The sequence below is a fragment of the Brevundimonas sp. KH_060 genome (genome assembly GCF_057838275.1).
In genome coordinates, this window is sequence record NZ_CM174463.1 from 2,595,694 (window position 1) to 2,615,206 (window position 19,513).

The 19,513-nt window shown below is 68.9% G+C and carries 17 protein-coding genes; 10 read left to right on the forward strand and 7 right to left on the reverse strand.

Going from position 1 to position 19,513, the window contains the following annotated elements; translation table 11 throughout:
* The first annotated feature begins 45 nt into the window (after positions 1 to 45).
* Positions 46 to 2,193: an amylo-alpha-1,6-glucosidase gene (locus tag AC3IPP_RS12855; protein WP_489149245.1), complete on the forward strand. Its 2,148-nt coding sequence runs from the start codon at positions 46 to 48 to the stop codon at positions 2,191 to 2,193.
* Here AC3IPP_RS12855 and mutY read toward each other — a convergent pair.
* Entirely contained in the window at positions 2,190 to 3,218 is a 1,029-nt protein-coding gene (gene mutY / locus AC3IPP_RS12860) for an A/G-specific adenine glycosylase (RefSeq protein WP_489149246.1), read from the reverse strand. The two genes, AC3IPP_RS12855 and mutY, sit on opposite strands and share 4 nt — an antisense overlap.
* A 21-nt stretch (positions 3,219 to 3,239) precedes the next feature.
* Between mutY and AC3IPP_RS12865 the strand changes: the two genes are divergently transcribed.
* From AC3IPP_RS12865 to smc, 4 genes are all read left to right on the forward strand, one after another.
* Positions 3,240 to 3,803, forward strand: coding sequence for a DUF721 domain-containing protein (locus AC3IPP_RS12865; RefSeq protein WP_087140943.1), 564 nt, complete (start codon positions 3,240 to 3,242; stop codon positions 3,801 to 3,803).
* 99 nt (positions 3,804 to 3,902) lie between these two features.
* The gene (locus AC3IPP_RS12870; RefSeq protein WP_087140944.1) at positions 3,903 to 4,541 is read left to right on the forward strand and encodes a thioredoxin domain-containing protein; all 639 of its coding nucleotides are present in this window, start codon (positions 3,903 to 3,905) and stop codon (positions 4,539 to 4,541) included.
* Positions 4,542 to 4,545: 4 nt separating this feature from the next.
* Complete coding sequence (locus AC3IPP_RS12875) at positions 4,546 to 5,202, forward strand: DsbA family protein (protein WP_489149247.1); 657 nt, start codon at positions 4,546 to 4,548, stop codon at positions 5,200 to 5,202.
* 10 nt (positions 5,203 to 5,212) lie between these two features.
* Positions 5,213 to 8,653: a chromosome segregation protein SMC gene (gene smc, locus AC3IPP_RS12880; protein WP_489149248.1), complete on the forward strand. Its 3,441-nt coding sequence runs from the start codon at positions 5,213 to 5,215 to the stop codon at positions 8,651 to 8,653.
* A gap of 138 nt (positions 8,654 to 8,791) precedes the next feature.
* Here the strand turns inward: smc and AC3IPP_RS12885 are convergent, their stop codons facing one another.
* The gene (locus AC3IPP_RS12885) at positions 8,792 to 9,652 is read right to left on the reverse strand and encodes a WecB/TagA/CpsF family glycosyltransferase (protein ID WP_489149249.1); all 861 of its coding nucleotides are present in this window, start codon (positions 9,650 to 9,652) and stop codon (positions 8,792 to 8,794) included.
* Positions 9,653 to 9,741: 89 nt separating this feature from the next.
* On the opposite strand from AC3IPP_RS12885, the gene AC3IPP_RS12890 reads away from it, so the two are divergent.
* The gene (locus AC3IPP_RS12890; RefSeq protein WP_489149250.1) at positions 9,742 to 10,194 is read left to right on the forward strand and encodes a surface-adhesin E family protein; all 453 of its coding nucleotides are present in this window, start codon (positions 9,742 to 9,744) and stop codon (positions 10,192 to 10,194) included.
* A 96-nt stretch (positions 10,195 to 10,290) separates the two neighbouring features.
* Here the strand turns inward: AC3IPP_RS12890 and AC3IPP_RS12895 are convergent, their stop codons facing one another.
* The 4 genes from AC3IPP_RS12895 to AC3IPP_RS12910 all read right to left on the reverse strand — a co-directional run bounded on the left by AC3IPP_RS12895 (position 10,291) and on the right by AC3IPP_RS12910 (position 13,727).
* Complete coding sequence (locus AC3IPP_RS12895) at positions 10,291 to 10,713, reverse strand: Ros/MucR family transcriptional regulator (RefSeq protein ID WP_087141050.1); 423 nt, start codon at positions 10,711 to 10,713, stop codon at positions 10,291 to 10,293.
* Between the two features lie 164 nt (positions 10,714 to 10,877).
* On the reverse strand, positions 10,878 to 12,095 hold the full coding sequence (locus AC3IPP_RS12900) for a DUF2336 domain-containing protein (RefSeq protein ID WP_489149251.1): 1,218 nt from the start codon (positions 12,093 to 12,095) through the stop codon (positions 10,878 to 10,880).
* A 58-nt stretch (positions 12,096 to 12,153) separates the two neighbouring features.
* Positions 12,154 to 13,143: a cysteine synthase A gene (gene cysK, locus AC3IPP_RS12905; RefSeq protein ID WP_489149252.1), complete on the reverse strand. Its 990-nt coding sequence runs from the start codon at positions 13,141 to 13,143 to the stop codon at positions 12,154 to 12,156.
* A gap of 101 nt (positions 13,144 to 13,244) precedes the next feature.
* Positions 13,245 to 13,727, reverse strand: a complete 483-nt coding sequence (locus tag AC3IPP_RS12910; protein ID WP_489149253.1) for an Lrp/AsnC family transcriptional regulator — start codon at positions 13,725 to 13,727, stop codon at positions 13,245 to 13,247.
* Positions 13,728 to 13,812: 85 nt separating this feature from the next.
* On the opposite strand from AC3IPP_RS12910, the gene AC3IPP_RS12915 reads away from it, so the two are divergent.
* On the forward strand, positions 13,813 to 14,724 hold the full coding sequence (locus tag AC3IPP_RS12915) for an EamA family transporter (RefSeq protein WP_489149254.1): 912 nt from the start codon (positions 13,813 to 13,815) through the stop codon (positions 14,722 to 14,724).
* 134 nt (positions 14,725 to 14,858) lie between these two features.
* Here the strand turns inward: AC3IPP_RS12915 and AC3IPP_RS12920 are convergent, their stop codons facing one another.
* The gene (locus tag AC3IPP_RS12920; RefSeq protein WP_489149255.1) at positions 14,859 to 16,358 is read right to left on the reverse strand and encodes a methyl-accepting chemotaxis protein; all 1,500 of its coding nucleotides are present in this window, start codon (positions 16,356 to 16,358) and stop codon (positions 14,859 to 14,861) included.
* A gap of 191 nt (positions 16,359 to 16,549) precedes the next feature.
* On the opposite strand from AC3IPP_RS12920, the gene fliI reads away from it, so the two are divergent.
* From fliI to AC3IPP_RS12935, 3 genes are read left to right on the forward strand one after another with little or no spacing between them, the layout of a single operon-like run.
* Positions 16,550 to 17,893 carry a flagellar protein export ATPase FliI gene (gene fliI, locus AC3IPP_RS12925; protein WP_489149256.1) on the forward strand — a complete coding sequence of 448 codons (1,344 nt, stop codon included), beginning with the start codon at positions 16,550 to 16,552 and terminating at the stop codon, positions 17,891 to 17,893.
* A gap of 16 nt (positions 17,894 to 17,909) precedes the next feature.
* A complete protein-coding gene (locus AC3IPP_RS12930) occupies positions 17,910 to 18,317 on the forward strand; it encodes a flagellar export protein FliJ (RefSeq protein WP_489149257.1) in 408 nt (135 codons plus the stop codon).
* A 45-nt stretch (positions 18,318 to 18,362) separates the two neighbouring features.
* Positions 18,363 to 19,433 (forward strand): endo-1,4-beta-xylanase, encoded by a 1,071-nt coding sequence (locus tag AC3IPP_RS12935; protein ID WP_489151064.1) that lies wholly within the window; start codon positions 18,363 to 18,365, stop codon positions 19,431 to 19,433.
* Positions 19,434 to 19,513 lie beyond the last annotated feature (80 nt).

The window sequence follows — 19,513 nt, forward strand, 5'->3', positions numbered from 1 at the left end:
GCTTCTGAACCTAGCCGGGGGGACGAACCGCAAGCGGAGACGCTTATGGACGACGCCTATTCGGTCCAGGCCACGGCCGCCGACACCAATGACCAGGACGGGCTCGAAACCCTGATGGCGCTGAAAGACGGCGACGCCTTCCTGGTCGCCGATCACTGGGGAGACGTGAAGGCGGGCGCCGACGGCCTGTTCGAGCGGGACACGCGACTGCTGTCCCGTTTCGTCTTGGCGGTCGGGCGGGCGCGACCGTCGCGGCTCAGCTCGGGCGTGACCAAGGACAACGTCTTCTTCACCTGTCACTCGACCAACCGGCCCTTGCCGCCGATGGGCGGGCGCTCGGCCCCGGCGGGCGTGCTGCATCTGGAGCGGCGGCGCTTCCTATGGGACCGGCGGCTGTTCGAGCGCGTGCGGATGGTCAATCACGGCGTCGAGGACATCCTGCTGCCGCTGACGTTCGAGTTCGATGCGGACTTCGCCGACATCTTCCAGGTGCGCGGCACGGCGCGGCTCCAGCACGGCGAAATCCATCCGCCGGTGATCGACGGGCGGCGCGTGACCTTCAGCTACACCGGGCTGGACGGGGTGACGCGCACCAGTTGCCTGGCCTTTTCCGAACCGCCCGCCCGTCTCAGCGCCAACCGGGCCGAGTTCATGTTCAGCCTGCCGCGCGGCCGCAGCCTGGACCTGTTCGTCGAGTGCGGCCTGGACGCCTGCGAGCAGCCGGACGAGGCGCGCTGGCGCTGGCACGCCATCCTGGCGCGGCTGGCCATGCGGCGAAGGCTGCGGCGCGGCGCCATCGTCGAGGGCGGACGCAACCAGGGCTTCAACGACTGGCTACGACAGTCGCGAGCCGACATCGCACTGCTCGTCACTGATCTGCCGACCGGCCCCTACCCTTACGCCGGGACGCCTTGGTTCTCGACCCCGTTCGGGCGCGATGGGATCATCACCGCCTGGCAGATGCTGTGGATCGACCCCGGCCTGGCCAAGGGGGTGCTGACCTATCTGGCCTCGCGTCAGGCGACCGAAAGCAACGCCTTCATGGACTCCGCCCCCGGCAAGATCATGCACGAGACGCGCGGCGGCGAGATGAGCGTCCTGGGCGAGGTGCCCTTCGGTCTCTACTACGGCGGGGTCGACACCACCTGCCTGTTCATCGCCCTGGCCGGCGCCTACGCCAAACGCACCAATGACTATGGGACCATCCGCGCCCTGTGGCCCCACCTGATCGCGGCGGCGGGCTGGATGAGCGACTACGGCGACAGCAACGGCGACGGCCTGATCGACTACGCCCGCGCGGCGGACACGGGCCTGTCGAACCAGGGCTGGAAGGATTCCGAAGACTCCATCTTCCACGCCGACGGCCGCTTTCCCAAGGGGCCGGTCGCCCTGCTGGAGGTCCAGGGCTACGCCTTCGCCGCCTGGAAGGCCCTGGCCGAGATGGGCGCAGTGCTGGGCGACGGCCGCGCCCTCGAATGGGCGGCACGGGCCGAGGCGCTGCGCGCCCTGGTCGAGGACCGCTACTGGATGGAGGACGAGGGTTTCTACGCCATCGCCCTGGACGGCGACGGGGAACAGTGCCGCGCCGTCGCCTCCAACGCCGGGCACCTGCTGTTCACCGGCCTGCCCTCGCATGAGCGGGCGCGACGGGTGACGCGGCGGATGCTGACGGCCGAGTTCCGTTCCGGTTGGGGCCTGCGGACCCTGGCCAAGGGACAGGCCCGCTACAATCCGATGAGTTATCACAACGGCTCGGTCTGGCCGCACGACACGGCCCTGGCGGCGGCGGGCATGGCCCGCTACGGCGAGCGGCGGGCGGTCGCCATGCTGCTGGGCGAGATCTACGGCTCGGCCGCCCATTTCCAGATGCGCCTGCCCGAATTGTTCTGCGGCTTCGTGCGCGAGACGGGCGAGCCGCCGATCGCCTATCCGGTCGCCTGCCTGCCCCAAGCCTGGGCGGCGGGTTCGGTCTTCCTGATGATGCAATCGGTCCTGGGCCTGAGCATCGACGCCGCCGAGGGCCTGGTCGAGGTCAACAATCCCGCCCTGCCCGCCGGGCTGGACCGGCTGTCGATCACGCGGCTGAAGGTCGGCGACGGGGTGATCGACCTGCACTTCCAGCGCCTGAACGGCCATGTCGTGGTCATGCCGCGCGAGCGCAGCGGCGCGGTGAACCTGAGAGCGACAGGCTAGGCAGTCGTCCCCAGCCCCCGCTCCAGCGCTTTCCTGAAAACGGTCGGCAGGGCCTTCGCCGCCTCATCGACCGAGGTCCAGAGGAAGTCGCCGCCCTGCCCCTCCGCTACATGCACCTCCAGCGTCAGGCTGAAGTGGGTGAAGACGTGCTCGACGGATCCGGCCGCTCGCCAGTCGCCTTCCATCGGCGGAGCGAACTCAGGCGATGCGCCCCAGTCCGAGGTCGGCAGGCCCGCCATGCCGCCCAGCAGCCCCTTGTCCGGCCGCCGCACCAGGGCGACGCGCCCCGCCTCATCGGTCAGCACATAGGCGTGGCCGCGCCGATGCGGCCGCTCGGCCTTCTTCGTCTTCAACGGATAGCGTTCAGGCGCCCCCGTCTTCAACGCCTCGCAGCCGAAGGTCAGCGGGCACTGGTCGCACAGCGGCGACCGGGGCCGACAGACGCCAGAGCCGAGGTCCATCAGCGCCTGCGCCCAGTCGCCGGGCCTGTGGTCGTCGACGAACAGGGCGGCCAGGCGGCGCAGTTCAGGCCGGGCGGCGGGCAGAGGCGTTTCGACCGCGAACAGGCGGCTCATCACCCGCTCGACATTGCCGTCGACGACGTTGGCCGGCCGGTCGAAGGCGATGGCGGCGACGGCGGCGGCGGTATAGGCGCCCACCCCCGGCAGGGCCAGCAGCTCGGCCTCGGTCTGCGGGAAGACCCCGCCGTGCTCGGCCGCCACAGCGCGGGCGCAGGCCAGCAGATTGCGCGCCCTGGCGTAGTAGCCCAGCCCCGCCCAGGCGGCCATCAGCTCGGCGTCCTCAACCGCCGCCAGGTCGCCGACCGTCGGCCAGCGCGTGGTGAACCGTTCGAAATAGGGCGCCGCGTGCGGCACCGTCGTCTGCTGCAGCATCACCTCCGACAGCCAGACGCGATAGGGGTCGGTCTTCGCCTTCGCCCCCGGCGGCGCGCGCCACGGCAGGCTGCGCGCATGGGCGTCATACCAATCGAGCAGGGCGGCGCGGAGAGAGGGGACGTCGGGCATGGGTCAGGCTATATAGGATGAATGCGTCGTCCCCTGCCCACCGAAAGCGAAGCGCGCGAAATCCTGGCCCGACGCCGGACGCGCCCGCAGCTGCGCCCGCCGCCCCCGGCGGGGCGGTCGCTGGCGCCGCTGATCAAGAAGCTGGACGCCCAGTTCGGGCGCGGCGCCTCGGCGCTGGAGCCGCGCTGGGTCGAGATCGTGGGCGAGCGTCTGGCCCGCGTCACCCGTCCGCAGAAGCTGACCAAGGGGCGCGGCAATGCAGGCGGAACGCTGGAGCTGCGCGTCGCCGGTCCCGCCGCCCTGCTGGTCCAGCATCAGTCGGCCGACATCATCCAGCGCGTGAACCTATTCCTGGGCGCAGGCTCGGTCGAGAAGCTGCGCATCGCCCAGGGGCCGGTGAAGCCCCTGCCTGTCGCCGGTGCCAAGTCCCGCCCGCGTGGTCGCGCGGTCCTGCCGCCCCTGCCCGCTGCGACGGAAGCCGAACTGAAGGCCTCGGTCGAGGCGGCGCCGGACGGACTGAAGGCGGCGCTGAACAAGCTGGGCCGCGCCGTGCTGTCGCAGCCGCCGCGCGACGAGGGGCGTTGACAAACCTTCGCCATCAGCGTTCTCGACAGTCAGACGATTTCGCCTGGGCGCGCGAATCGCGCGACGTTTCTGAATCTCATTTCTGACAAGGACCAGCCGATGGCCCCGATCTACAAATACGCCGCCATGAGCCGCCGTGCGGCCCTGTCCGCCGCCGCCCTGGCCTCGATGGCCGTGCTGGCGGGCTGCTCGGGCGGCGGCGCCGGCAGCGGCGAGGTCGCGGGCGACATGGCCAAGGGCGCGCCCGAGGGCGCCAAGGTCACGGTCGTGGAATACGCCTCCGTCACCTGCGGCCACTGCGCCACCTGGAATGAGGAAGTCTGGCCCGAGTTCAAGACGAAGTATGTCGACAACAACAAGGTCCGCTTCGTCTTCCGCGAATTCCCGACCCCGCCGCAGGACATCGCCGTCGCCGGCTTCCTGATCGCCCGCTGCGCCGGGCCGGACAAGTATTTCGACGTGGTCCACGACATCATGGCCAGCCAGAAGGAATGGCTGGCGGGCGTCCAGCCCCGCACGACCCTGTTCCGCGCCGGCCAGGCGGCGGGCCTCAGCGAGCAGCAGATCAACGACTGCATCCGCGACAAGGCCGCCATCGAGGCCATGGAGAAGCGCATCCAGGCCGGCATCAGCGCCGGCGTGACCGGCACGCCCTACTTCACCGTCAACGGCGTGAAGGTGGCCGACAGCTCGCTCTCGGGCCTGTCCGAAGCCATCGACGCCGAGCTGGCGAAGTAAGCCGATGCTGCGGTCGCGCCTGACTCTCAAAGCCCTGTTAGGCGCAGCCGCCCTGGCGGCGGTCGCCGTCGCCAGCCCTTCGGCGGCGCTCGATCCGGCCGTAACGCGCGCCTCTGCGACGGCGGCCGTGCCCGCCGTCACGGCGGCCGACCGCGTGCTCGGCCGGGCCGACGCCCCGGTGACGGTGATCGAGTACGCCTCCTTCACCTGCAACCACTGTGCGCATTGGACCAATGAAGTCCTGCCGCAGTTCAAGGCGCGCTACATCGACACGGGCAAGGTGCGCCTGGTGTTCCGCGACATGCCCACGCCCCCGGCCCAGATCGCGGCGACGGCGGCGGGCATCGCCCGCTGCGCCGCCCCGAACCGCTTCTTCGACGTGGCTCACAGCCTGATGAGCGGCCAGGCCGCCGCCTTTGAAAAAGGCGACGCGCGCGACTGGTTCGCCGCCGCCATCGCCGCCAGCGGCCGTAGTCAGGAGCAGATCGAAGCCTGCATGAAGAACCCCGCGACCAGCCAGGCTCTTCAGGCCGAGGTCGACGGCGCCGTGGCGGCGGGCGTGACGGGCACGCCCTCCTTCTTCGTAAACGGCAGGCGGGTGACCGATTCCTCGCTGGAGGCCCTGTCAGCGGCCATCGACCCGCTGATCCGGGCGCGCTGATCGGGACGCGATGCAGTTCCAGCGCCTCCGGCTCGTCGGCTTCAAATCCTTCGTCGACCCGGCCGAGGTGCAGATCGAGGCCGGACTGACCGGCATTGTCGGGCCGAACGGCTGCGGCAAGTCGAACGTGCTGGAAAGCCTGCGCTGGGTCATGGGCGCCAACTCGGCCAAGGCCATGCGCGGTCAGGGCATGGAGGATGTGATCTTCGCCGGCGCCGCGGGCCGCCCGCCGCGCAACCACGCCGAAGTCCAGCTGACCATCGACAACGCCCAGAAGCGCGCGCCCCAGCCCTTTACCGACAGCCCCATGCTGGAGGTCTCGCGCCGGATCGAGCGCGGGCGCGGCTCGACCTATCGCATCAACGGCAAGGAGGTGCGGGCGCGCGACGTGCAGTTGCTGTTCGCCGACGCCTCGACCGGCGCCAACAGCCCGGCCCTGGTGCGTCAGGGCCAGATCTCGGAACTGATCGCCGCCAAGCCCCAGAACCGCCGCCGCATCCTCGAAGAAGCCGGGGGCGTGGCGGGCCTGCACACCCGGCGCCATGAGGCGGAGCTGCGGCTAAGGGCGGCTGAAACCAACCTCGACCGGCTGGACGACATCGGCAAGGAGCTGGAGTCGACGCTGAACAAGCTGAAGCGCGAGGCGCGTCAGGCGGAGAAGTACAAGAAGATCTCGGCCGAGATCCGCGCGCTTCAGGCCGCGTTGCTCTACGTCCGCTGGACCGACGCCAAGACGGCGGCCGAGACGGCGACGGCCGAACTGCGCGAAGCGGACCGACTGGTCGCCGAAACGACCACGGCGGCGGCGGCGGCCCAGACGGCGGCCCTGAACGCTCAGGAGAGCCTGAAACCCGCGCGCGAGGAAGATGCGGTCGCCACCGCCCTGCTGAACCGCGCCATCATCGAACGCGACCGGCTGGACATGGCCGAACAGGCCGCCCGCGCCGAGGTCGACCGCCTGAAGGCCGAGGTCGCCCGCATCGAGGCCGACCGCGTGCGCGAAGACGGCATGGCCGCCGACGCCGGGCGCGAGCTGGAACGGCTGGACCGCGAACTGGAAAAGCTGAAGGCCGAGATCGCCGCCGCTCCCGAGCGCGGCCCCGAACTGGAACGCGCCCTGCTGGAAGCCGAGGACGCCCGCAAGGCCGCCGACGCCGAGGTCGAGCGGTTGGCCGGGACGCTGGCCGCCGTCGAGGCCCGCGCCAACGCCGAAAGCGCGAGGAAGCGCGACGCCGAGGCCCGGTTGGCGCGGGTGAAGGGCCAGCACGAACAGGCCCGGCGCGAACGCGAGGCCCTCGGCCCGCTGGAGACGCCCGAAATCGAGACGGCCAAGGCCACGCTGGAAACCGCCCAGACCGAACTGGCCGCCGCGCGCGAGGCCGTCGAGGCCGCCGAGACGAACCGCAGCGACATTGCCCGCGCCGAGCAGGAGGCGCGCACCGCCGCCCGCGCCGCCGAGGACCGGCTGGGCCGTCTGCAAACCGAGGCGCGCGGGCTGGCGCAACTGTTGGTCACGGGCAAGCGCGAGCACCCTCCGGCGCTGGACAGGGTGTCGGCGGCCAAGGGGTATGAGGCCGCGCTGGCGGCGGCGCTGGGCGATGATCTGGACGCCGCGCTAGACGCCCGCGCGCCGGCGCACTGGGCAGGCGCCGAGGCTACGCCGCCGGACTGGCCGCAAGGGGTCGAGCCCCTGTCGGCCCATGTGACGGCGCCGGATCAACTGGCGGCGCGGCTGGCCTTCTGCGGCGTGGCCCCGCGCGAGCGGATCGCCGAACTGGCCCGCGCCCTGCCGCGCGGCGCGCGCCTGACCACGCTCGAGGGCGACCTCTATCGCTGGGACGGCTTCATCAGCCGCGCCGAGGCGCCCCGCCCCGCCGCCGTGCGTCTGGCCCAGCGCACCCGCCTGTCGGAGCTGGAAGCCGAGATCGACCTCGGCAAGCCCGCGCTGGAGACCGTGCAAGGCGCGCTGAAGGCGGCGGGCGAAGCTTTCCGCGCCGCCGAGGAAGCGGTGAAGGCCGCGCGGCTGCGCCCCTTCACGCTGGACAAGCAGGTCGTCTCGGCCCGCGACCGACTGGAATCCCTGATGCGCGATCAGGCCCGCAAAGAGGCCCGCGCCCAGTCGCTGGACGAGACCGTCGCCCGGCTGGACGGCGAGGTTCAGGAGGCCGAGGCCGCCTTCGCCGAAGCCAGTTCGGTGGAGTCGTCCTCCGACGTCGTCGTCGGCCTGCGACAGGAACTGACCGAGGCGCGCGGCGGCGCCGACCGCGCCCGGCTGGCGGCGCAGGCCGCCCGCTCGACCCGCGACGAGGAGGCCCGCGACCGCGCCATGCGCGAGCAACGGCTGGGCAGTCTGACCCGCGCACGCGAGGGCTGGGTTGCGCGATCCGGCGACAGCGCGGCCCGCCTCAAGACGCTGGAGCGTGATGCGGAGAAGGCGCTAGCCGCACTGACCAAGGCGCAGGCCGCACCCGCCGGTTTTACCGAGCAGCGCAACGCCCTGATGGACACTCTGGCCGAGGCCGAGAAGCGCAAGCAGGCCGCGACCGACGCCGTGGCCGTGACCGAAGCGGACGCGCAGGAGGCCGACCGCGCCGCGCGCGCCGCCGAAACCGCCGCCTCTCAGGCCCGCGAGAGCCGGGCGGGCCTGTCCGCCCGCGCCGAGGCCGCCGCCGAGAAGCTGGCCGAGAGCGCCGCCAACATCCGCGAGACGGCGCAGATGTCGCCCGAGGAGCTGGGCAAGAAACTGACCGACGACGCCATCGCCCGCCCGCCCGACGCAGCGGGCGCAGAGAACTTGCTCTACGGCCTTGAGCGCGAGCGCGAGGCGCTGGGCGCCGTCAACCTGCGCGCCGAGGAAGAGGCGGCCGAATACGGCGACCGGCTCAGCGCCATGAAGACCGAGCGCATCGACCTGACGCAGGCGATCGCGAAACTCAGGGACGGCATCGACGAACTGAACGCCGAGGGGCGCGAGCGGCTGATCGCCGCCTTCGACGTCATCAACACCAACTTCAAGACCCTGTTCGAGGCCCTGTTCGGCGGCGGTCAGGCCGAGCTGAAGCTGGTCGAGAGCGACGATCCGCTGGAGGCGGGGCTGGAGATCTACGCCTGCCCGCCCGGCAAGCGGCTGTCGGTGATGAGCCTGATGAGCGGCGGCGAGCAGGCCCTGACGGCCGCGGCGCTGATCTTCGGCGTCTTCCTGGCCAATCCGGCGCCGGTCTGCGTGCTGGACGAGGTGGACGCCCCGCTGGACGACGCCAACGTCGACCGCTTCTGCCGAATGCTGCACGAGATGCGGTCGCGCACCGACACCCGCTTCATCGTCATCACGCACAATCCGGTGACCATGAGCCGGATGGACCGCCTCTACGGCGTCACCATGCCCGAACGCGGCATGAGCCAGCTGGTCAGCGTCGATCTGGATCAGGCCGAAGAGATCGTCACGGCGTGACCGACGTCTCTCCTCCCCATGAAATGGGGAGGTGGATCGGACGCGAGGCGGACGAGACAGAGGGGCTACTTGGTTCTGCTGCCGTAAGCCCCTCCACTGCTTCGCGGTCCCCCTCCCCATGAAATGGGGAGGAAAAAGTCAGTGCTTCCTGCGCCGCATGGCTGTGCGCACGTCGCCCAGCGCCGGGCCGATCAGGAACCACGGCTCGACGCAGTAGCGGGTGAACAGCCGCTTCGGATCGGCGAACAGGCGGAACAGCCATTCGACGCCCAGACGCCCCATCCAGCGGGGCGCGGCCTTCTGCACCCCGGCCTCATAGTCGAAGGCGGCGCCGACCGGCAGGATAGGGACCGGCGGCAGGGAGGCCAGATTGTCCGCGATCCACAACTCCTGACGCGGCATCCCCATGCCGACGAACAGCACGGTCGGGGCGAAGTCCTTGATCGCCGCCAACACCGCCGTATTGCCCAGAGACCCCGGCGTGGCGTCGAAATAGCCGCTGAGCCCCTTCACCATCGCGCCCGGATAGCGGACGGACAGCCGCCGCGCCGCCTCTTCGGCCACGCCGTCGGCCCCGCCGACATAGAGGATACGCCAGCCCTTGCGGTCGGCCAGGCTCCAGAAATGGTCTCGCCAGTCCAGATAGGTACAGCGGTGCTGCGGCCGCGCCGGATGGCCCAGCAGGCGAGCGAAATGGATCAGCGGCGTCGAGTCCAGCTCGATCAGGTCGGCTGCGTCGTACAGGCGCCGCATCCCCGGCGTGCGCCGGATCAGATAGAGGCTGTGCAGGTTGTGGTTGGCGACGACGCTCTGCACGCCCGCCTCCACGCTGCGTTCGAGGTGCAGCAGCACCTCTTCGGGACGAACCAGATCGACCGGCTCGCCCAGCAGGGTGATCCGTTCCTCGGGACGGCGCGTCTGACGAAACGGCGCACGGGCTTGTCGCCGCCGGTCAGGCGGAGGGCCGAAAGGATCGAAACCGTGAGGCGCGTGATACATGACGTCTGTCTAGCGCAGCCGTTTCAACGGCGGGTATGCGGACAGGGTTAACCGCCGCCGCCCGTTCGGTCATGTAAAAGGACGTCATCTTGCCCCTCGCCCTGATGCTGACCGCCGCTCTCGTCGCCCCGTCCGCCCAGGAAACACCGACGATGGAGTTGGCCCTGACCGGCGTAGGGCGGTTCGCGGTCTTCGCGGATCGGGCGTCGATCGCGCCCGATGGCGACGGCGTGCGGATGCGATCGCTTCAGGTCAGCGAAGAAGACATGATGATCGGCGGCGTCGCCTATGTCGGCGGCTGGTCCTGGTGGCGGTTCGATTGCGCCGCGCGCACGGCGGATCGCCTCGACTTCGCCTCCTTGCGGGCTGACGGGACGGAGGGTCCGCGCACGGCCGAAACCGCCCCGCCCTATCCTATTGCTCCTGGCGGCGACGCAGATGAGCTGGCTGCTGCGGCCTGCAGCCCGATCACGCCATCGCCGACTGTTGGCAGCGCAGCGGAGGCCGTGCGCATCGGGCGAGCGCGGATGCTGGAAGACTAGACGTCTCGCTCTACGGGTCAGGAAGGTCGCCTGGCAGCAAAACGCCCGCCCTTCGATCGAAGAGCGGGCGTTTCATGTCTTGATCGCGTAGAGGCGTTACTTACGCGAAGTGCGGGCCGGCTTGCGGCCGCCCTGGCCCAGGCCCATCTGCTTGGCCAGTTCCGAACGCGCCTTGGCGTAGTTCGGGGCGACCATGGGATAGTCTTTCGGCAGACCCCATTTGGCGCGGTATTCTTCGGGGCTCATGTTGTATTTAGTGCGCAGGTGACGCTTCAGCGACTTGAACTTGCGGCCGTCTTCCAGGCAGATCAAGAAGTCAGGCGTAATCGACTTGCGAACCGGGACCGCCGGTTCCTGGGGCTCGGGCTCGGGCTCGACGGGAGCAACCGAAACACCCGACAGAGCGGCGTGGATCTGAGCGATCAGGCCCGGCACGGCGTCAGCCGAAACGGTGTTGTTGCTGACATAGGCCGACACGATGTCAGCGGTCATCTCGAGCAGTTCGGGTTTTTCTTCCATCTGCATCAGCCTCTTGCATGCCCCAATTTCAATCGACTGATCTGAATCGACCTGCCGTCGATCAGTTTCATACTTATGTTTTACATTGAAAGCAATGCAACGCTCGTTGCTCGCTCATGAGGCGAAATCAACGTCTGAATTCAGCCTCTACAGGCACGGCCATTTCAACGACCGAAGTTATCCGCCAGGGCGAGAGCCGCCGCACGCTCAGGCGCCGAGTATTCGTCGATCGTCTGGTCTTCCCCATCCCGGATCGCACGCAACAAGGCCGGGGTCAGGGCCGATGACAGCGACCAGTTCCAGTAACGCAGCACTGTCTGAGCACGGTCGACCGCCAACATTTCATAGGTCAGCTGAACCCGGTCCCAGTCGGGATGCACCGCGCCGTCAGCGGTCGTCTCGGGTCGGCGCATGGATCGCCACAAGGCCAGAAGATTAGGCCGCGTCAGCCCCGTCGCCTTGCAAAGTATAGCCACGGGTTCTCCACCAGGATCGCCCATGATCTTGGCGGCGGTCAGCGGTTTGACGCCGGACAGATACCCGATCTCACTGACCAGTTCGCGCGACAGACCCTGTGTCGCGGCGGCCGTCACGGCGGCTTCAAGATCAGTAAAGGGACTCTTCTCGATCGCTGCGCGGTTTCTCTGGCGCCGCTCGATGAACTGAAGGGCCTTGCGCGCCACAGGATCGTTCCAGCCCTCGGCGGCGGCCATGGCGAAGACATCCTCGACGCTGGTCTGCATCACTTCGCGCGAGACGGCGAAGCGTTGCAGGATGAGACGTCGGTCGGCCGGCCCGCACCACCAGAACATGACATAGGCGCCGGAGGGCCGCATCTCGGGCCGCTTCAGCAGAGCCGCGCACAGGTCGCGCGACGAACGGCTGAGGGCGATCACGCCCTCGAGGCTGGTCTGGGTCAGACGCGCGGAAGGATTGGCCAGGACGGCGGCGATGACCGCTTCCTCGCCCCAGCTCAGAAGAGTGTCCGTCACAGCCTCGGACAGGTCGCGCCGCGCGGCCATCATCATGCGATGCTGGGTCGTGGCGTCTCGCGCGCAGCCGATCAGATCCGCGTCCGACAAAGCGGCGCAATCTTCCAGCAAGGGCGCCGCCACCTGAGGCTCGTCACGAATAAGCAGGCGTTTCAGCGCATCCGGCAACTCGCCCAGAGGCGCCAGCCGCAGGGACACGCGGCGGCGCTCCTCCAGCGGCGCCGGACGCAGGACATCGACCAGAAGATCGCCGGCCACCGCCCGCTCGAACGCATTGATCCGGCTGGCCGGCAGGCTGACGACATCGGCTAACCGGCGCAGCAGCACCTGCCGCGCCGTGCGACTGCGAGGCGCATGCGCCTCTTCCAAACTGGCCTGGATCTCGCCCATGCCGGCAACCTAGAGCGTCAGCGGTTAACCAGCAGTGCAGTTGCAGCCGGAAGCGCCGTTACAGCCCTTCGAACAGGGCCGTCGACAGATAGCGCTCGGCGAAGCTGGGGATGATGGCCACAATGGTCTGACCCGCATACTCATCCTGCGCCGCCAGACGGAAGGCCGCCGTCAGGGCCGCGCCCGAGCTGATGCCGACCGGGATGCCTTCCTCGCGCGCGGCGCGGCGGGCCATGTCGAAGGCGTCCTCGTTCGTGACCTGCTCCACCCCGTCGATGACGGCGCGATCCACCACCGCCGGAACGAAGCCCGCGCCGATGCCCTGAATCTTGTGCGGGCCGGGCGCGCCGCCCGACAGCACGGGCGAGGCCGTCGGCTCGACCGCGATCATCTTCACCGAGGGCTTCTTCGCCTTCAACGCATGGCCGACGCCGGTGATCGTGCCCCCGGTGCCGACGCCGGACACCACCACGTCCACGGCGCCCGCCGTGTCGTTCCAGATCTCCTCGGCAGTCGTGGCTTCATGGATGGCGGGGTTGGCCAGGTTCTCGAACTGGGCCGGACTGACCGAGCCGGGGATTTCCGCCAGCAGTTCCTCGGCGCGGGCGATGGCGCCCTTCATGCCCTTTTCGGCGGGCGTCAGCTCCAGCCGCGCGCCCAGCAGGGCCAGCATCTTGCGACGTTCGATCGACATGCTCTCAGGCATGACCAGGATCAGCTTGTAGCCCTTGGACGCCGCGACGAAGGCCAGTGCGATGCCGGTGTTGCCGCTGGTCGGCTCGATCAGGGTCGCGCCCGGCTGGATCTTGCCCAGTTGCTCCAGCGCCTCGACCATAGCCACGCCGATACGGTCCTTAACCGAGGCGATCGGGTTGAAGAACTCCAGCTTGGCCAGCACCGTGGCCTTGGGTTCAAACGCCGCCGTCAGGTTGGGCAGCCGCACCAGGGGGGTGTCGCCGATGGTGTCGACGATGCTGTCATAGACGCGGCCTCGGCCCGCCTTCTTGTGGCGGCTGGCGTCATAGGCGGCTTGAGAAGCGTCGGACATGGGAAGGTCTCCGTGCGGCGGTGTCGGCTCAACAGATAAGTCTTATACGCCGTGAGCAAAGCAGGCCCGCGCAGGAATTCTGACGCAGGCTTTAGACGATCTCATCGCGCCAGGGCGCGGCGGGCGGGATCGAAGGGCAAGACTTCGCGGATCGAGATCAGGGTCTTGAAGGCCCGCACGCGCGCGTCGTCGTTTAGCATCTCGCGCGTGAAGACCTCATAGGCCTCCATCGTCGGCACCACGACATAGAGGATCAGGTCGGTGTCGCCGGTCACATACCAGGCGGCCTGAACCTCGGGCCGGGCGGTCAGCTTGTCGATCAGGGCGTCCAGGACGGCCGTCCCCTCGCGCTCCATCTCGACCAGGACGTGCATGGTCAGGGCGCGGCCCAGCCGGGCCGGATCGATCACGGAGACGTCGGCGATGATGACCCCTTCGTCACGCAAGCGCCGCAGCCGTCGGGACACCGCCGATTCCGACAGGCCGACCTTTTCCGCCAGCACCCGCGCGGGCTGAAGATTGTCGCGCCGCACCAGGGCCAGCAGTCGACGATCAAAGGAATCGAGATCGATGTTTTCTTGCATTTGATGTAAACATACGCCTGTTTCTTGCATCATGGCAGGCGAAATCAGCGAGAAATGCAGGCGGGTTTTGGCTAGGTTCCGCGCCATGTCCTCCCTGACGCTCGCCCTTCGCACACCGCGCATCGCGGCCATTTTGCCCTATCTCGCCCTGATCGGCGGGATGGTGTCCCTTTCGGCCGGCACCTCCTTCGCCAAGACGCTGTATCCCATGGTCGGACCGGCCGGGACGGCGGCCCTGCGCGTGGGCCTGTCGGCCATATTCCTCCTGATGGTCTTCCGCCCCTGGCGCAGCGCCTTCACCCGCAGCGACCTGCGCGCCCTGGCCATCTACGGCGGGGTCATGGGGTTGATGAACCTAAGCTTCTACATGGCGCTGAACACCATTCCGCTGGGCGTCGCGCTGGCGATCGAGTTCATGGGGCCGCTGTCGGTCGCCCTGTTCAACTCGCGCCGCCTGATCCATTTCATCTGGGTCGGCCTGGCGGTTCTCGGCCTGGGCCTGCTGTTGCCGCTGGACGGCGGCGTGGCGACGCTGGACCCGGTCGGCTGCGCCTATGCGGCGGCGGCGGCGGTGTTCTGGGCGGGCTACATCGTCTTCGGCAAGCGCGTCAGCCATCTGCCCAGCGGCGCCACGGTCGCCATCGGCATGTCGGTGGCGGCCATGACGGTCGTGCCGTTCGGCATCGCCGGCGCGGGTCTGGCCCTGTTCGATCCGAAGATCCTGGTCCTCGGCCTGGTGGTCGCCCTGGTGTCCAGCGCCCTGCCCTATACGCTGGACATGATCGCCCTGCGCCACATTCCCAAGCGCACCTTCGGCGTGGCCGTCAGCGGCGATCCGGCCATCGGCGCCCTGGCGGGTCTGTTCGTCCTGGGCGAGCACCTCAGCACCCTGCAATGGCTGGCCATCGCCGCCATCATCACCGCCTCGGTCGGCGCCGTGCTGACCTCGCCTTCTGATGAGGCGCAGCCGCTGCAAGATCCGGCCGCCCCCGCCTGACGACAGACGCGTTTCGATGAAGTTCCTGCTGTCCCGGCTGCAACGGCCGATCCCGAACCTGATCGCCTGTCTGGTCTTCGGCGCCGTTCTGGCCCTGCTGATGCGGGCGACCGTGAAGCTGTTGTTTTAACCCCTTAGAACTCGGTCCACTCCTCCGTCTCCGGACCGTTGACCACGGCGCGCAGGCGGGCGCGCTGCGCCTCCAGCGCCGGCGGCGGGCCGCCGCGTCCCGCCGGCTCCGGCCGCTTCAGTTCACGCACCACGCCGTCGTTCGCGCCCGTACGGAACCGGCCGACCAGTTCGGCCAGATGCTCAGCCTCGGTCTTCAGATTGGCGGCCGCCGCCGTCGTCTGCTCGACCATGGCCGCGTTCTGCTGCGTGACCTGATCCATCTGGTTCACCGCCTGATTGACCTGACCCAGACCCGAGGCTTGCTCCTGAGCCGAGGCGGCGATTTCAGCGACCAGACCGTCCATCTCATTGACCTGTTCCGCAATCGTCTGCAGGGCGCGGCCGGTCTCGGCGACCAGTTCCACTCCTTGCGCCACCTCGGCGCCCGAGGCGGCGATCAGGGTCTTGATCTCCTTGGCGGCCTCGGCCGAACGCTGGGCCAGGGCCCGCACCTCGGAAGCGACCACGGCGAAGCCGCGCCCGCTGTCGCCCGCCCGCGCCGCTTCGACCCCCGCATTGAGGGCCAGAAGATTGGTCTGGAAGGCGATCTCGTCGATCACGCCGACGATGTCGCTGATCTCGGCCGAGCGGCGGCTGATGCCATCCATGGCGGCCACCGCGCGGCGCATCACCTCGCCCGAGCGGCCTGCTTCGGCATGCGCTCTGGACGCGACCGACGCCGCCTGACGAGCCCCTTCGGCGCTGCGCTGAACGGTGGCTGTGATCTGATCCAGCGCCGCCGCCGTCTCTTCCAGCGAAGCCGCCTGCTGTTCGGTGCGGCGCGACAGGTCGTCCGACGCCTGGCTGATCTCGTCCGAGCCGCCGCGCAGCGTCGTCACCGCCGCCAACACCTGCTCCAGCGCCGCCCTGAGGCTGGACACCGCGCCGTTGAAGTCCGCCCTCACGGCTTGGTGGGCGCCTTCCATCTCCTGTTCGATGGCGGCGCGCAGATCGCCGTCCGACAGGCGTGAAAGCTGTTCGGCCAGGGCGCCGACCAGACGGGCCTGCGCCGTCTCGGCCGCCATGCGCGCCTGCTCCGCCCGCTGCGAAGCCTGTTCGGCCTGGGTGATGTCGACGGCCAGCTTGACCACCTTCAGCGGCCGCCCCGTCTCATCCAGCACCGGATTGTAGGAAGCCTCCAGCCAGACCTCGCGCCCGCCCTTGGCCATGCGGCGGAACTTGCGGGCGACGAAGCGGCCCTCGTTCAATTCGCGCCAGAAGGCGGCGTAGTCAGACGTCGCCGCCTCGATCGGGTCCATGAACATCCGGTGATGCTGGCCCCGGATCTCATCCATGCCATAGCCCATGGTCTGAAGCAGATTATCGTTGGCGTCACGGATCGTGCCGTCCAGATCGAACTCGATCACCGCCTGGGACCGACCGATCGCCGCCATCCGGCGATCCAGTTCCTCGAGCCGCTGCAGATCAGCAGCCTGTTTTTGCCGACGACTTCCACTGAACATCCGAACCGCTCCCCTTCAGAATAACGGCGATGGATTAGCTACGTCTGCGGATAACAACGGCGCTTCAAAGGTTTCATCTTTATTACCTACAATCATAAGTTGAAAAATTATGCCTGACTTCACCGCCCATTAACCATGATGAGGCATGTTCGCGGGGAACGGCTGCACATCCGGCGGCCCAGGGGTCTTCTTTGCGCAATCTTGTCGCCGCCGTCGAAGCGATCGACCCGCTGGTCGTCACCGGCAAGGTGGCGGGCGTCAGCGGTTTGCTGATCGAGTCACGCGGCGGCCTGTCCCGTCTGGCTGTCGGCGCCCGCGCCGAGATCGAGCGGCGCGGCCAACCGCCCCTGCCCGCCGAGGTCGTCGGCTTCCGCGAGGCCAAGGCCCTGCTGATGCCCTTCGGCCCGGTCGAGGGCGTGGCGCCCGGCGCCGACATCCGCATCATCAACGCCGCCGCCAGCGTGCGCCCGACGACCGCCTGGCTCGGCCGCATCATCGATTCCTTCGGCGAGCCGATCGACGGCCTGGGGCCGCTGACGCCGGGCCTCGTCCCCTATCCCCTGCGCGCGCCGCCGCCGCCCGCCCATTCGCGCGGCCGGGTGGGCGAACGGCTGGATCTGGGCGTGCGGGCGATGGATGTCTTCACCACCACCAGCCGGGGCCAGCGCCTGGGCATCTTCGCCGGTTCGGGCGTGGGCAAGTCGGTGCTGCTGTCCATGCTGGCGCGCCAGGCGACCTGTGATGTCGTGGTGGTCGGCCTGATCGGCGAGCGGGGCCGCGAGGTCCGCGAGTTCATCGAAGAGACTCTGGGCGAAGAAGGCCTGAAACGCGCCGTCGTCGTGGTCGCCACCAGTGACGAGCCCGCGCTGAAGCGGCGTCAGGCGGCCTATATGACCATGGCCGTGGCCGAGTTCTTCCGCGATCAGGGTCTGGAGGTGCTGTGCCTGATGGACAGCGTCACCCGCTTCGCCATGGCCCAGCGTGAGATCGGCCTGGCCGCGGGCGAGCCGCCGACGACCAAGGGCTACACCCCCACCGTCTTCACCGAGTTGCCCAAGTTGCTGGAGCGCGCCGGGCCGGGACCGATCCGGCCGGACGGGACCGAGGCGGGGCCGATCACCGCCCTGTTCACCGTGCTGGTGGACGGGGGCGACCATGACGAGCCGATCGCCGACGCCGTACGCGGCATTCTGGACGGCCACATCGTCATGGACCGCAAGATCGCGGAGCGCGGCCGCTTCCCCGCCATCGACGTGCTGAAATCCGTTAGCCGCACCATGCCCGGCAACCAGTCCCCGCCCGAGCGCGAACTGAACCGCCGCGCGCGCCAGTGCCTGAGCGCCTATTCCAACATGGAAGAGCTGATCCGCATCGGCGCCTATCGCACCGGGGCCGACCCCATCGTCGACCGCGCCATCGCCCTGAATCCGGCCCTGGAAGGCTTCTTGACCCAGGACAAGGACGACGTGACGCGGCTGGCCGACAGTTTCGACAGACTTGAAACCATCCTGAACCAGGGCATGGTGGACCAATGATCGCGAGAGACGACGCATGACGGCCTGGGCCCAATCCCTGATCCGCATCTCCAACTATGAGGTCGAGACGCTGCAGAAGCGCCTGGCCGAGATCAGCGCCCGCAAGGCCGAGGCCGAGGTGCGCGTCGCCGTGCTGGACGCCGAGGCCGAGATCGAACGTGAGAACGCGCGCCATGACCCGTCCTCCGGCATGATGCTGCAGGCCTATCTCAACGGCTGGAAACAGCGCCGCGCCGACGCCGAGGCCGAGGTCGCCGCCGTCGCCACCGAAGAGGACGGCGCCCGCGACGCCCTGACCGGCGCCTTTGAGGAACTGAAGAAGTTCGAGCATGTCGCCGAGACCACCCGGCTGAACAAGCTGATGGCCGCCGCCAAGCGCGAGGCCGCCGCCTATGACGAAATGGGCCTGCGCCGCCGTGGCTGAGACAGCCGCAGCTTGTCCCTCCGCTTCACGGGAGGGAGAGGCGTCATAATCGACCGTCGCGCCCTGCTGGCCTCGACCCTCGCGCTCGCGTCATGCGGCGCGGGCGAGGCGCCGCCATCCGCCCCGACCGGCCCCATCCGCGCGCTGAAAGCCGTCGCCCCCTTCCCCGTCGGCACTGTCGCCATGTCCGGCCAGTTGTCGGATCAGGCCTGGTTCCAGCTGGTCTCCACCCACTTCTCCCAGCTCACGCCCGAGTGGGAGATGAAGATGGAGTACATCCTCCAGGACGACGGCTCCCTGCGCTTCGACGCGCCCGACCGCATCGCCTATTTCGCGCGTGATCTGGGCGTCCGCCTCTTCGGTCACGCCCTGATCTGGTATGCGCAGGACCACCCGTGGTTCACCGCCCTGGTCGACGACCGGGCGCGCTTCATCGCCGAGCATGACCGCTATATCGCCGAGGTGGCCGGGCGCTGGCGCAGCCAGATCGTCGGCTGGGACGTGGTCAACGAGCCGGTCGAGGATGACGGAAGTGGCTATCGCGACTGCGTCTGGAGCCGGGGTCTAGGCGGGATCGACGCTTATATCATCCGCGCCTTCGAACAGGCCCGCATCGCCGCGCCCGAGGCGACCCTGTTCCTGAACGACTACAACCTCGAAAACACGCCCAAGAAAGGCGCGGCCTTCCTGCGCCTGGTCGAGCGGCTGCTGAAGGCGGGCGCCCCGGTGCAGGGCATCGGCATCCAGTCCCACCTCGACATCGAAATCCCCAAGGGCCAGATCGCAGGCTTCATGCATGAAGCCCGTCAGTTCGGCCTGCCCATCCATGTCTCTGAGCTGGACGCCTCCATGGTCCGGGGCGGCCGCCTGCCCGACCTACGGTCGCGCGCCCAGCGGCGCGAGCAGCAGACGGCGCGCGTGGCGGAACTGGCCGAGGCCTTCATGGACCTGCCGCCCGCCCAGCGGTTCGCCTTCACCGTCTGGGGCGTGCGCGACAGCGACTCCTGGCTGCGTCGCGGCGAGAACGACGACGGCCGGGACAGTCCCCTGCTGTTCAACGATGAGGGTCGGCCGAACCCGCTGTTCGGCGTCCTGTCCGGCGCCTTCGACGCCTGACGACAGCCCGCGACAAGAAAAAGGGGCCGCGAGACCCAGGTCCCGCAACCCCTATCTGTCTCGACCGGCGGACGGCCCTC

What these genes read in the sequence shown, in the direction of transcription:
- AC3IPP_RS12855 (WP_489149245.1), top strand. Translation starts at nt 46, where the DNA reads ATGGACGACGCCTATTCGGTCCAGGCCACGGCCGCCGACACCAATGAC.
- mutY (WP_489149246.1), bottom strand. Translation starts at nt 3,218, where the DNA reads ATGCCCGACGTCCCCTCTCTCCGCGCCGCCCTGCTCGATTGGTATGAC.
- AC3IPP_RS12865 (WP_087140943.1), top strand. Translation starts at nt 3,240, where the DNA reads ATGCGTCGTCCCCTGCCCACCGAAAGCGAAGCGCGCGAAATCCTGGCC.
- AC3IPP_RS12870 (WP_087140944.1), top strand. Translation starts at nt 3,903, where the DNA reads ATGGCCCCGATCTACAAATACGCCGCCATGAGCCGCCGTGCGGCCCTG.
- AC3IPP_RS12875 (WP_489149247.1), top strand. Translation starts at nt 4,546, where the DNA reads ATGCTGCGGTCGCGCCTGACTCTCAAAGCCCTGTTAGGCGCAGCCGCC.
- smc (WP_489149248.1), top strand. Translation starts at nt 5,213, where the DNA reads ATGCAGTTCCAGCGCCTCCGGCTCGTCGGCTTCAAATCCTTCGTCGAC.
- AC3IPP_RS12885 (WP_489149249.1), bottom strand. Translation starts at nt 9,652, where the DNA reads ATGTATCACGCGCCTCACGGTTTCGATCCTTTCGGCCCTCCGCCTGAC.
- AC3IPP_RS12895 (WP_087141050.1), bottom strand. Translation starts at nt 10,713, where the DNA reads ATGGAAGAAAAACCCGAACTGCTCGAGATGACCGCTGACATCGTGTCG.
- AC3IPP_RS12900 (WP_489149251.1), bottom strand. Translation starts at nt 12,095, where the DNA reads ATGGGCGAGATCCAGGCCAGTTTGGAAGAGGCGCATGCGCCTCGCAGT.
- cysK (WP_489149252.1), bottom strand. Translation starts at nt 13,143, where the DNA reads ATGTCCGACGCTTCTCAAGCCGCCTATGACGCCAGCCGCCACAAGAAG.
- AC3IPP_RS12910 (WP_489149253.1), bottom strand. Translation starts at nt 13,727, where the DNA reads ATGCAAGAAAACATCGATCTCGATTCCTTTGATCGTCGACTGCTGGCC.
- AC3IPP_RS12915 (WP_489149254.1), top strand. Translation starts at nt 13,813, where the DNA reads ATGTCCTCCCTGACGCTCGCCCTTCGCACACCGCGCATCGCGGCCATT.
- AC3IPP_RS12920 (WP_489149255.1), bottom strand. Translation starts at nt 16,358, where the DNA reads ATGTTCAGTGGAAGTCGTCGGCAAAAACAGGCTGCTGATCTGCAGCGG.
- AC3IPP_RS12930 (WP_489149257.1), top strand. Translation starts at nt 17,910, where the DNA reads ATGACGGCCTGGGCCCAATCCCTGATCCGCATCTCCAACTATGAGGTC.